The 12,463-nt window shown below is 43.3% G+C and carries 13 protein-coding genes and 1 pseudogene; 7 read left to right on the plus strand and 7 right to left on the minus strand.

The window, feature by feature from the left end:
• Positions 1 to 548 (minus strand): diaminopimelate epimerase (gene dapF, locus QVP40_RS13335; RefSeq protein ID WP_288200597.1); only part of this gene is annotated, 548 nt, incomplete at its 3' end.
• Positions 549 to 807: 259 nt separating this feature from the next.
• On the opposite strand from dapF, the gene QVP40_RS13340 reads away from it, so the two are divergent.
• Positions 808 to 1,701, plus strand: coding sequence for an AraC family transcriptional regulator (locus tag QVP40_RS13340; RefSeq protein ID WP_022068863.1), 894 nt, complete (start codon positions 808 to 810; stop codon positions 1,699 to 1,701).
• Between the two features lies 1 nt (position 1,702).
• On the opposite strand, the gene QVP40_RS13345 is transcribed toward QVP40_RS13340, so the two are convergent.
• Complete coding sequence (locus QVP40_RS13345; protein WP_022068864.1) at positions 1,703 to 2,560, minus strand: MurR/RpiR family transcriptional regulator; 858 nt, start codon at positions 2,558 to 2,560, stop codon at positions 1,703 to 1,705.
• Between the two features lie 162 nt (positions 2,561 to 2,722).
• Between QVP40_RS13345 and QVP40_RS13350 the strand changes: the two are divergent.
• The 5 genes and pseudogenes from QVP40_RS13350 to QVP40_RS13370 form a co-directional block, all read left to right on the plus strand.
• A pseudogene (locus QVP40_RS13350) lies at positions 2,723 to 3,193 on the plus strand (GDSL-type esterase/lipase family protein); the annotation flags it as partial.
• Positions 3,193 to 4,446, plus strand: coding sequence for an extracellular solute-binding protein (locus QVP40_RS13355; protein WP_022068866.1), 1,254 nt, complete (start codon positions 3,193 to 3,195; stop codon positions 4,444 to 4,446). The pseudogene QVP40_RS13350 and the gene QVP40_RS13355, both read left to right, overlap by 1 nt.
• Positions 4,447 to 4,559: 113 nt before the next feature.
• A complete protein-coding gene (locus QVP40_RS13360; protein ID WP_022068867.1) occupies positions 4,560 to 5,468 on the plus strand; it encodes a carbohydrate ABC transporter permease in 909 nt (302 codons plus the stop codon).
• A 12-nt stretch (positions 5,469 to 5,480) separates the two neighbouring features.
• Complete coding sequence (locus QVP40_RS13365; RefSeq protein WP_022068868.1) at positions 5,481 to 6,383, plus strand: carbohydrate ABC transporter permease; 903 nt, start codon at positions 5,481 to 5,483, stop codon at positions 6,381 to 6,383.
• Between the two features lie 19 nt (positions 6,384 to 6,402).
• A complete protein-coding gene (locus QVP40_RS13370) occupies positions 6,403 to 7,314 on the plus strand; it encodes a dihydrodipicolinate synthase family protein (protein WP_022068869.1) in 912 nt (303 codons plus the stop codon).
• Between the two features lie 152 nt (positions 7,315 to 7,466).
• Here QVP40_RS13370 and QVP40_RS13375 read toward each other — a convergent pair whose 3' ends face one another.
• The 5 genes from QVP40_RS13375 to QVP40_RS13395 all read right to left on the minus strand — a co-directional run bounded on the left by QVP40_RS13375 (position 7,467) and on the right by QVP40_RS13395 (position 11,489).
• On the minus strand, positions 7,467 to 8,132 hold the full coding sequence (locus QVP40_RS13375; RefSeq protein ID WP_022068870.1) for a hypothetical protein: 666 nt from the start codon (positions 8,130 to 8,132) through the stop codon (positions 7,467 to 7,469).
• A gap of 24 nt (positions 8,133 to 8,156) precedes the next feature.
• Entirely contained in the window at positions 8,157 to 8,600 is a 444-nt protein-coding gene (locus tag QVP40_RS13380; RefSeq protein WP_022068871.1) for a hypothetical protein, read from the minus strand.
• Between the two features lie 90 nt (positions 8,601 to 8,690).
• The gene (locus QVP40_RS13385; RefSeq protein WP_022068872.1) at positions 8,691 to 9,245 is read right to left on the minus strand and encodes a TetR/AcrR family transcriptional regulator; all 555 of its coding nucleotides are present in this window, start codon (positions 9,243 to 9,245) and stop codon (positions 8,691 to 8,693) included.
• 107 nt (positions 9,246 to 9,352) lie between these two features.
• Entirely contained in the window at positions 9,353 to 10,354 is a 1,002-nt protein-coding gene (locus QVP40_RS13390) for a DUF5050 domain-containing protein (RefSeq protein ID WP_022068873.1), read from the minus strand.
• A 289-nt stretch (positions 10,355 to 10,643) separates the two neighbouring features.
• Complete coding sequence (locus QVP40_RS13395) at positions 10,644 to 11,489, minus strand: hypothetical protein (protein WP_022068874.1); 846 nt, start codon at positions 11,487 to 11,489, stop codon at positions 10,644 to 10,646.
• Between the two features lie 299 nt (positions 11,490 to 11,788).
• Between QVP40_RS13395 and QVP40_RS13400 the strand changes: the two genes are divergently transcribed.
• Positions 11,789 to 12,325: a nitroreductase family protein gene (locus QVP40_RS13400; RefSeq protein ID WP_022068875.1), complete on the plus strand. Its 537-nt coding sequence runs from the start codon at positions 11,789 to 11,791 to the stop codon at positions 12,323 to 12,325.
• Positions 12,326 to 12,463: the final 138 nt, after the last annotated feature.

Below are 12,463 nucleotides of genomic sequence, written 5' to 3' on the forward strand. Positions count from 1 at the left end.
TAGGGTCCCAGCTCCTTAACCAAATCCTTGCTGACCTTATCCATAAAGATAATGCAGTGAGGATTTCCTACTGTCAGACAGGTTGCTTTATAATCCTTTCCATGGAAAGAGAAATCCTCATTGATAACTTCACGAACCTCTCCTGTTACAGGAATTTCCTTTGACAAAAAGGAGGCCTTCCCCATGTTTACACGAAATTCTGTCGCGCGGCTGTTCAGACATTCTACCTCGATGGGACCGGCCAAAGTTTCAATGGAAAACTTCTTTTCTTTTACATATCCCTGATCCATAAGATATTTTGCAAAAATCCTTACGCCGTTTCCACTGATCGCAGCCTCGCTTCCGTCTGCATTAAAAATATGCACGCCTGTTTTGCCATTGATTTCTACAGGTCCGTACAAAACACCGTCTGCCCCCAGACCAAATCCTCTCTGACACATCAGGGCAATCTTTTTCCCCTGAAGCTGTACACGATTTTTATTAGGATCCAGAACCAGATAATCATTGCCAAGTCCCTGATATTTCACCATTGTAATGCAGCCTGCCATCTTAAAACCCTCCATTGAATCTTATGTTCACCTTTATTCTGTTATTATTATATCTGATATTTTTTTCTATGTATATAGGATAAAATGCCTGTTACATTGCAAAAACTGCTTTTATATTTCTGACCCCATACTCCTGTCAGTGCGATTGCTGCTTACGATCTTCACAGTAACTCAGTCTGCTCCTCATCTGTTTTTTGTTCTTGCAGTCATTCTTCATCTGCGATAAACTGACTGTAAATAACACCAGGAGCTGAAATACATGAAAACATCTTCATACCATCCGGATACCCTTCCCGTTTCCCGGGACTCAGAGCAGGAAAACAATTATTCCATACCTGTCCAGAAAGAAAAAACAGGATATTTAAAAGAGGATTTCCGGTTGTTTCATATTAAAGATCAAACTGAAAAAGAATATTTTTACCATTATCATGATTTTCATAAAATCATTGTTTTTCTCTCCGGAAAAGTCACCTATCATATAGAAGGAAAGGCATATCATCTGAAGCCCTGGGATATTATCCTTGTAAGCCGGGGGGCTATTCATATGCCTGAAATTGATTTTTCCGTTCCCTATGAACGTTTTATCCTGTGGATCAGAGACGATCTTCAGACATCCGAACTGAATACCTGCTTTCAGAAAGCAAATGACCGCAGCTTCAGCCTGATCCGTCTGGACACCCGGCTTATGGAGCAGATAAAATCCATTCTCTATGAACTGGAAACTGCGATCTCCGGCACTCAATTCGGAGATCAGCTTCTGAAACAGGCTCTTTTCACTGAGTTCATGGTTCATGTAAACCGTATTTTTCTGCAAAAACAGTACATTACTGATCAGAGATCCTATTCCTCTGATTCCCATGTGGAACAGCTTGTGGCATATATCAACCAGAATCTTGAGCAGGATCTTTCCATTGACGCTCTGGCAGCCCGGTTCTTTTTCAGCAAATATCATATGATGCGGAAATTCAAAGAAGAAACCGGCTGCACCATCCACAGCTATGTTACAAGCAAACGGCTTCTCCTTGCCCGTTCCCTCATCGCCCGGGGAACACCTGTTATGAAAGCCGCTCTTCAGAGCGGCTTCAGGGATTACACCACTTTTTCCCGGGCCTATAAAAAGCAGTTCCGCCAGCCTCCTGCCCGGAATCAGTAGCCTATAACAGCTTGCGTGAAATAGCCTGGGAAGTTGCATCTCTTGCTGCTGAATTTTCATCTGTATTCTGGCTGCAGTATGCATTAAATAAGCAGTCGATCAAAAACATCTGACCGATTTTTGTCGCTATGGAGCCGGACTGCAGAGGATTTTCATTATAGCCGCAGATAAGAGAAACGTTTGCATAACTGGCAGCCAGTGATTTACGAAAATGCGTAATAAGAACAATGGGAATATGGCGTTCTTTTGCCAGATCCAGTACTTCCTGCATATCTCTGGTAGAACCGGAATAAGAGAAAAACAAAATCACATCTCCGGGAGTGAGAAGCGCAGTCGCAATGGTCTGCATATGGGAATCCTCAATATGAATAAACTTTGGAGTTACTGTTGCAAACAGCGCCCAGGCTTCCTTTGCAGTTACCATACTTCCCCCCTGTCCAAAACAATACACATGTCTTGCCTGCACAAGCAGATCCACTGCCAGTTTCAGAGAAAGAGTATCCAGTTGAAAAATCGTCTCATTAATAGACGAAAGATAAGAGTCTCTCAGGTTACGGCACATCTTTTCCAGAGACCCACTGTCGCTGACAGCCAGAAGCGCATCTTCAGAATCAGCGGCCGTATTCGCCCGTTCTGATTTTGCAAGAGCCAGTTTCAGCTCATGATATCCATTTAATCCCAGCATACGGCAAAACCGGGTAATAGTCGCTTCCGATACACCGGAATTTTCAGCCAGCGATGTAATAGATAAATATTGAGTTTCTGCAGTATTAGACAAAATATAATTTGCCAGCTTCTTTCCGGAACGGGTCATAGAATTATACTGTTCTGTCATTGCGTCTAAAATAGAATCCGTCATGAGTCTGCCTCCTGATTTCTTTATAATAAATCTCCAAAACCTTAATTTCCTAACAAAAAGTATAATATAAATTATTTTCCTCCGCAACTGATAAAGAAAAGTATTTTCAGAAATCATAAAATTAATTATAATATTGATAAAACAATATTGGAGGGTATGACTATGAAAAAACATGTAGTTTGTTTTGGTGATTCCAACACTCACGGCTATTGTGCCAAAACCGGAGGACGATTTGATGAAAGCCAGCGCTGGACCTGTCTTCTGCAAAAAAAGCTGGGAGACCAGTGGCTGATCCTGGAAGAAGGTTTAAGCGGCCGTACTACCACCTTTGACGATCCGATCCACGAGGCGCTCAGCGGTCTGGACTATGTTTATCCATGCCTTATGAGCCATGAGCCTGTAGATCTGCTGATCATTATGCTTGGTACAAATGATACCAAGGAACGTTTCGGCGCTTCTGCCGAATGTATTGCGCTTGGCCTGAAGCGTCTGATCTCCAAAGCAGTTTCCACAACTGACTGCTGGAAAAACGGCAGGCCTTCTATCCTCATTGTAACGCCTCAGAATATTGACAAACGCTATGAAACTTCCGAGGTAGGAGGAACCATGGGAAAAGGCTGCGCAGAAAAATCTTGGCGCTTTCATTGGCATGCACATTGGCATTCCCTGTAACTGCATTTGCTGCTAAGGATGAAAAAGCTGACAAAGCGACTGACATTACCTTATGGACCTACCCAATCGGAAGCTGGGGCGATGCCGCAACAGTAGACAGTCTGATCGCCAGCTTTAATGAGGCGCATCCTGAGCTCAACGTGACAGTAGAGTATCTGGACTACACAAACGGAGATGACCAGATCAACACTGCAATTGAAGGCGGACAGGCACCGGATATTGTTCTGGAAGGACCGGAACGTCTGGTTGCAAACTGGGGTGCAAAAGGATTAATGGTAGACCTTGCTGATCTCTGGACTGATGAAGCCAAAGAAGCTATTTATCCGTCTGTTGAGGCTGCATGCAAAAGCAATGACGGCATATATTATGAGTATCCTCTCTGTATGACTGCTCATACCATGGCAATCAATAAAGACGTTTTTGAAGCTGCAGACGCTATGCAGTATATTGACGAAGAAACCCGCACCTGGACTACAGAGGACTTCAAAAAAGCAGTTCAGGCAGTTTATGACTCCGGCCAGGAAAACGTAGGCGCAGTTTACTGTGCAGGTCAGGGCGGCGACCAGGGAACCCGCGCACTGGTAAACAACCTTTACGGCGGTACCTTTACCAATCCGGAGCACACCGAATACACAGCAAACAGCGAAGAAAACATTAAAGCTCTTGAGCTTCTTTCCGGTATGGACGGAATCAACTTCGACGCTTCTCTCCAGGGCGCAGATGAGATCAACCTTTTCTGCAACGGAACACTTGCAATGGCATTCTGCTGGAACGTAGCTCAGGAAAAGAACAATCTTGAAAACATCGCATTTGATGTTCTTCCAATGGCATTCCCTACAGAAAGCGGCGAGCCTCAGCTCTGCGGCGGTATCTGGGGATTCGGTATCTTTGATAACGGCGATGAGGCCAAGATCGAAGCTTCCAAAACCTTTATCGACTTTATGGCAAACGATGAAAAACAGGTAGTAGAAAGTGTTAAAGCTTCCAGCTACTGGCCGGTAAAAGATATCGGAAACATTTACGAAGACGATGAACTGATGACTGAATATTCTACTTTCGTTGATTACATGGGCGATTATTACCAGGTAGTAGGCGGATGGGCAGAGGCCCGTACCGCATGGTGGAACATGCTTCAGCAGATTGGTTCCGGCACAGATGTTAAGACAGCAGTTGAAGAATTTACTACAACCGCAAATGCAGCAGTAGCTCAGTAATATAACCGAAACTGCAACTGCATATTTGCAAAATGAGAACTCGGGCGCCCTTCCTGCGTTTGCGCGGGAGGGGCGTTTTGTCTCTGTAGGAGTAATAGAAAGGGGGATTTCTCTTGGCAGCAAGTAAGAAAAAAAACGGAGTAAGCAGTAAAGCGCTTACCCGTAGAGAAACCATCGCAGGATATGCGTTTATGCTTCCAAGTCTTGTATTTTTTCTGGGATTTGTCATCTATCCGATGTTCCAGTGTATTATAACCAGCTTCTTTGATTCTACCATGAACCGTGAGGATATCTTTGTAGGCCTTGCCAATTACAAGGAACTGTTTACGGATCCTGTTTTCCTGGGCGCATTAAAAAATACATTTATTATTGTGATTGTATCCGTACCTGTAACCTGTATCTTTTCCCTGTGGGTAGGCTCAGTGCTGAACAATATGACAGGCCCGCTGTGCTCCCTGTTCCGCTGCGTATTCTATCTTCCGGTTGTTACCGGTTCTGTAGCTGTTACTGTTGTGTGGAAATGGATGTTCAATAATTATTACGGTATTTTCAATTATCTCGGCAAATCCACCGGTCTTCTTGAAAAAAATATCAACTGGCTGGGTGATGAAAAATATGCTCTTGGCTGTATCATTCTTATTTTGATCACCACTTCTGTAGGACAGCCTATCGTACTTTATGTATCTGCTCTGAATAATGTGGATCAGTCTCTTGTAGAAGCGGCACAGGTAGACGGCGCAAATCATCTTCAGGTATTCTGGAAGATCAAATGGGCTCAGATCAAACCCACTACTCTTTACATACTGGTTATCACTACCATTAACAGCTTCCAGTGCTTTGCCCTGATCCAGCTTCTTACCAGCGGCGGACCAAACCACAGCACAGACACGATCATGTATTACATTTATCACACTGCATTTAAGCTGTACCGCTACGGATACGGAAACGCAATGGGCGTTGTTCTTGCCATTATTATTGCGGTTCTCTCTGCAATACAGTTTAAAGTAACCAGTGAAAAGTAAGGAGGGGAAGCTATGAAAACAAAATTTACAAAGACAAAATTATATAAAATCCTGGCTTACCTGACTATCATTATTCTGGCTATCGGATTTACATTCCCGCTTTACTGGATCATTACCGGCTCCTTTAAAACGCCCCAGGCGATCAATGCCACAACACCACAGTGGTTTCCGCAGGAATGGACTCTGGCAAACTACGAAAAGCTTTTCAGCAGACAGGTAGCCCCATTATGGGAAATCCACGTTCCATTTACGGATATTGTATTTGCAGGACCTGAAGTTCCGGCTGCAATCCGCTGGATGGGAAATACTATCTTTATGGCAGTAGTTGCCATGCTGCTGACCTGTATCACGGCAGCTATGGCCGGCTATGCCCTGGCAAAAAAACGCTTTGTGGGACGTACCATTATTTTTACACTGATCGTATGCGCAATGGCGCTTCCGAAACAGGTTATCCTGATTCCGCTGATCCGTGAAATGTCGTCGCTGAATCTGTATAATACACTGTGGGCAACGATCTTCCCTATTGTGGGCTGGCCCTTTGGCGTATTCCTGATCAAGCAGTTCGCTGAAGGCATTCCGGGAGAGATGATGGAGGCGGCCCGTATCGACGGCGCAAGTGAATGGAGAACCTTTGCAGATGTGGCTCTTCCAATGATCAAACCAGGTATCGGAGCTCTTGCGATCTTTACCTTTATTAATTCCTGGGACGATTACTTTATGCAGTTGATCATGCTGAGCAGCACCAGCAATCTTACCATTTCCCTTGGTATTGCCAAACTGCAGGCAGAAAACTCTACGGACTTCGGTCTGATCATGGCCGGCGCAGCTCTGGCAGCAATTCCGATCATTGTTGTATTCCTGGCATTCCAGAAATACTTTACAAAAGGAATTACCATGGGCGCTGTAAAAGGCTGATATAAAAAAGGAGGACAATATGAGAGACTTAGAAAAATACAGAGGAATTATTCCGGCATTTTATGCCTGCTACGAGGATGACGGAAGTGTCAGCGCAGAAAGAACACAGGCTCTTACCCAACACCTGATCGACAAAAATGTAAAAGGCGTTTATGTATGCGGTTCCTCCGGAGAGTGTATCTATCAGAGCAAAGAGGAACGCAAGCTCATTCTGGAAAATGTGATGAAGATTGCAAAAGGCAAAATTACCGTAATCGCCCATGTAGCCTGCAACAATACGGCAGACAGCCAGGAGCTTGCAGCTCACGCAGAAAGCCTTGGAGTTGATGCCATCGCTTCTATCCCGCCTATTTATTTCCATCTTCCGGATCATGCGATCGCGCAGTACTGGAATGATATCAGCAGCGCAGCTCCAAATACAGACTTTATTATTTACAATATCCCGCAGCTTGCAGGTGTGGCGCTGAGCATCCCACTTTATAAAGAAATGCTGAAAAATCCAAATGTGATCGGTGTAAAAAATTCTTCTATGCCGGTACAGGATATCCAGATGTTCAAGGATGTAAAAGGAGACGACTCTGTTGTATTCAACGGTCCGGATGAACAGTTCATTTCCGGACGTCTCATCGGCGCAGACGGCGGGATCGGCGGTACCTATGCCGTTATGCCTGAGCTGTTCCTTGCAGCAGACGCGGCTTTAAAAGCCGGCAATATTGCACGGGCCAAAGAGATCCAGTATAAAATTGACCGCATCATCTATGCAATGTGCTCCTGTCACGGCAACCTGTATGCAGTCATGAAGGAAATCCTTAAAATGAACGAGCTGAATATCGGAGGCGTACGCAAACCGCTGGCGTCCATCATTCCTGAAGACATGCCGCAGATTGAAAAGTGCAGAGAAATGATAAGCACTGCAATCGCCCGGTTATAAAAATATTTAATCCCTGCAAAAACACCGTATACCGGGCATATTTTTACCTGGTATACGGTGTTTTTTCTGACAGCCTCTGCGGTCTGACGCTGTTTACTCTTATATTGGCAGTCATCCCCCGGCTGGCCGGCTTCTCAGTACTGCATATCATCTTATCTGGCTGTTTTTCTCATGGTCTGATATCCGATCATTACTGTCCATACATAAGCGCAGGTTTTAGGAATCATCAGCATTCCAACTGCCGGTACGGTATCTGCCCACAGAACGACAGGAATATAAAATCCAAAGCTCAGCACAATGGTAAGCCACATCCAGCGGAAATCTCTGTCCTTGTGCTCTTTCGCACTTCTGTAAAACAAAACGATCACGATCAGTCCCAGAATGGCAAACGGAATGTTTCTGTAGATTCCCCAGGACAGAGGCGCATCAGCGCTTGTCCAGGCATTCTGCGGAAACAGGCAGAGAATAATACGAAGAGCTGCCATCAGATATACAGCTATTGTAATTTCTTTTTTTCCTTCAATCTTATAGCGGGTTCTCCATACATAATAGAGCAGAATATAAAACACTGTCATTGTAATCGAGGTAATAAATTTACCGATGCCAAGAGCCGCTGTATAATTTTCCAGCCCTGTTGTACATAATGCGTATGCCCGGGGAACCAGATGAAAAGCATCTCCGCACCCCAGAGTGACTGCCATAATTCCAAACAGACGATACTGCCTGTCCCCTTTGCTTTGTCTGATCATTTTGATTCCTACGGTAATAACCAGAACAAGATAAACCACGTCAAATAAAGTTTCGCCAAAAGCCTGCATAATATTTGTCTCCTTTTCTATGATTTAACAGCATCTCTGCGCTGTTTTTTTCTGTAAGCTGATCTCTCTGAAATAATTTCTGCCAAAAAGAATCCCTGCCAGTAAAAGTGATGCGCCAAGTCCGGAATAAAATACTGCAATGAATATCTCCGGTCCAAGGCCGGACTCTCTGATATAGATTCCTCCTGTCATCATAACCGCCATGATCACAAAAGATTTCACATCAAAGAATTTCAGGAAAAACTGCTTTTCTTCCTCGTATGTCCGTATTCTCTGTGTATGCCTTTTTACCAGCTTTCCAAAAATAAAATACTGAAAAACAGAAAACACCGCAACAGAAAGAATGATGTTTCCCACTGTAACGTATGCAGGATATGCCAGCAGTCCTATACGCAGAATGTTGATCCCTGCAATTCCCCATACCAGACACGCGATCATAAGTAAGCTGTTCTTTTTTACTTTGAGCATTTATCTGCCTCCTTTCTGAACATTGTTCATTTTTGTTCCCAAATAAGGTGCAGAAAAGTCTGCTTCTGCAATCTGTTCTGCACACAGTTATCAGTAAATCAGTCTTCTGACCATTTCCAGAATAGAACTGCTGTCATATTTTTTCTGCAGCATGTTGGCAAGAATCAGAGAAAATACAAGCTCTGCCAGCATTTCCCTGGTAAAGCTTTCATCAAAGGCATCCTTACGGATCTTTTTGTCCTGAGACATCACCATACAAAAGCCCCTGCGCATATGTTCCCAGGACTGCGCCATTAACTGCTGCCCTCCTGTCTTTTCTCCTGCCTCAAAGCCTACGGAGTGCAGAGCAAAAAATCCAGGATATTTCTGTTCTCCTTTTTCCAGACTGTCAAATACCCACTGAATACATTCGGTAAAGCTGTCAAAGGCATTCCCATCTGAAAAATGAAAAATGTCACACCAGATACTTTCTACCGCAGCTGCCATCAAATCTGCTTTTGAATTAAAATAATTATAAATAGAACCTACTGAAACGCCACATGCTCCGGCAACGCTTCTGATATTCAATGCAGACCATCCCTTTTCCCGGATCAGCTGTCTGCTGGCTTCAAGAATTGCTGTCCTGGAAGTAACAACTGTATTCATTATATACGTCTCCTGTTTCCCTGATCATACATTTAAAACTGTTTCCAATATGAACATTGTTCATTATAATATTCTGTTCTCTTTTTGTCAAGATTTATTTTTCAGGATTACGGCTCCTTTGCCGCATTAACTGCATTTGAATTATGCCATTGTCCGATCAGTCTTTTTTCTCCGGTCTGTGTATCCAGCTCCCACAGCTCCGTATTGTCCGGCATTAGTTCCGGCCGAAACCGCATAAGACAGATTTTATCCCCCAGCTCATAGAAGCCGCCGCCCATATACAGGTGAAATTCTCCCAGGTCATAGCTGGTTTCCTCACCTGTACGTAAATCTTTTCGATACAGCGTTGTATACCCATTGCTTTCCTGTTTGTAATAAAGTCCGGTTCCGCTGACAATGCTTTTTGCCTGCTGATTTCTCAGCAGTATCTCTGTCTCACCGGTCTCAACATCAAAGGAACAGGTTGTATATAAAGAATCCTCCCCCTGTACCATATAATAAAGCTTATGATCCAAAGCCCCCAGCCGAAGCCCGTTTACCCCTGACATTGACCTGATATTTTTATATCCGGGCTCCGAGCAATACCATATCCCGTCTTCCAGAGATGTGGAAAACCAGAAGTTTTCATTTCCCGCTCTGAATCTGTAGGGCGGAGCCTCCTGGTTTTCCCCTGTGTCCAGATTGATCCTGCGGCTTTTTTGCTCTCCCTTTTCATCTGCAGCAGTATAGTAAATAAATCCCTCATCAATGCACAGAAGCGAGGAAGGATGCGCATTTTCTGCAAGAACCTCCTGTCCGGAACCGTCCGGCTCCATCCGTATGATCGCAGCAGGTTCATTCTCTTCCCCGTTATTTTTTCTCCAGTAGACCTTTCCCTTATATACGGCAATGGCATCCCTATAATTTCCTGACAGAGAGGTATATCCCTCTGCATCTACCTTATATACAGTATAAATATGACCATTACTTTCCCACATTCTTGACGAATACAGCATCTGATCCTGCTCCTTCACATTTTCTGATGCTTCTGCCATTGTGAAGCTGTTCATACTTCCTGCCAGACACAGGGCTGCCAGCCCCACTGCACATAGCTTTTTCATTTTCTTCATCTTTTATCTCCATGAAAATCTCTGTAATCTGCGGACTATAAATAAGCAAATTTCTAATTTTGCACAATAACCACCGCAATATACGGGCATAAAAAATAAAAACAAATTCCCACGCTGCCAGATACTCTTTACAGTTCTCAGACAACGTGGGAATCTTTTTCTTTTTCATTCGCACCGAACAATTTTATTTTAGCAGCTTTTTACCTGTTTTCAAGGTGTGGCAGTATTTGTGGGTGGATTATTTTTCTTTATACTGCATTGGACACTTATAACCCGGAACTTACAGAAATCAGCCTGCGTAAAATCTGTTGGAAAAAATGGGACTCCGCCCCGGCCCGGACTGTTTCCTGGTAAATGCCTTGATCCATCCTGTCTGTCCATTTGCTCTTCTTACCTGGAAATACAGCTTCTCCTGTTTTACATAGTATTTTTTTATAACTACGTTTTCTCCTTTTCTTACTTTAAATGCTTTTGATCTACTTCCCGGCGATTTATATGTATAAAAATCTTTGGAAACCCTGCAGCTTTCCGAACGGGTCAGATTGCCGCTGTAACCGCTTCTTACAAGGGTTCCATTTTTGTATGACATATTAATAACAAAAGTAATTCCCCCTGTAGTCCAGTTCATAGAATATAATTTTACTTTAATAGAATTGCCTGACACCGTAATAGCAGGATTCTCATACCATTCTAAATAACATCCACTCTGATAATCCCGTATGAAATTACCCAGAATACAGACTGTTTTCATTTTTCCTTTAGAATATTGTAACAGCCTGTGTGAAGATACCAGCGGATTTGCCCCCTCTGTCCACGCGTAAATAAAATGTTTCCCATTTTTTAAAGTTATCATTCGGTATCTCGCAGAGTAACAGTCCTTCTTTGGTAAAGAATATACTTTTTTTCCATTTACATAAAAAGATGCACTGAGATTATATCTTTTTCCTGTGGTTTTCAGCATAATGCTGTCTTTTCTCCGGTTCCCGTCCAAATCATAGGTTCTGTATACCCTGTTATTACGCAGTGCGATAACACCAGAAGACGCCTCTACCGTCTTTTCTGACAGTCCCAGAGAAGCTCCGCCTATCAGCAACAGCAATGCAAGCATATAAAATAACTTTTTTATTTTCTTCACTACTCTTTTCCCCCTTTTTTAATTCAATATACGGTTCTTCTTTATCTTTTTCAATATGAGGCACAGACTGTAGACAGAATTTTCTCTTATACAGTTACTGTTTACTCCGTTTTCAACAGTCTTATACACCTCAGTTTTAGCCCCAATCCTGCAAAGCAACTAATACTGCATGAGCTGTATCTGTAACACTTTATAATTATAAGGCATATTCTCTTTGCCAAAACCTCAAAAGAATGTCATAATAATAACATCTGGTATCAATAAAATACTTTATTTATACACCCAAAGGAGGAACCTATATGGAATTTCAAAAATTAATTAAAAAAAGAAGAAGTGTCCGTAAATACAGTGCAGGGCATACCATTCCCAAAGAAGATATTCTGGAGATGATCCGGGCCGCCCAGGAAGCTCCATCCTGGAAAAACTCTCAGACAGGCCGTTACTACTGTCTTTTGTCCGAAGAAATGACCCAACAGTTCCGTACAGACTGCCTTCCTTCCGGCAATGCCCTGAAATCCGAAAATGCAGCCCTTATTGTCACAACTTTTGTGCACAACCGCTCCGGCTTCAAACAGGATGGAACGGCTGACAACGAACTTGGAAACGGCTGGGGCTGTTATGATCTTGGACTTCAGAACGCAAACCTTGTCCTCAAAGCAGAAGAACTGGGCTATGGCACACTGATCATCGGAATACGAGATGCACAGAAAATAAGAGAAGTCCTTTCTGTTCCGAAAGAAGAAACCATTGTTTCTGTAATTGCCGTAGGTATACCGGCTGAAGAGCCCAACCGTCCCAAACGTAAAGACACAGAGGACATCGTGCGATTTTTTTAAGTTTTTATCTGGTTTATACTACAAAATGCGGAAATTTCCGCTTCATGCTTTCTGCAGAAACTGTCTGACAGCTTTTGCTACTCCGTCCTCTTCATTGGATGCTGTAACAAAAGCTGCAGATTTTTTGCATGCTTCTGT

Origin of the sequence: Blautia sp. CAG:257, from assembly GCF_000433815.1 — a bacterium.
Lineage (GTDB): Bacteria > Bacillota > Clostridia > Lachnospirales > Lachnospiraceae > Blautia_A > Blautia_A caecimuris.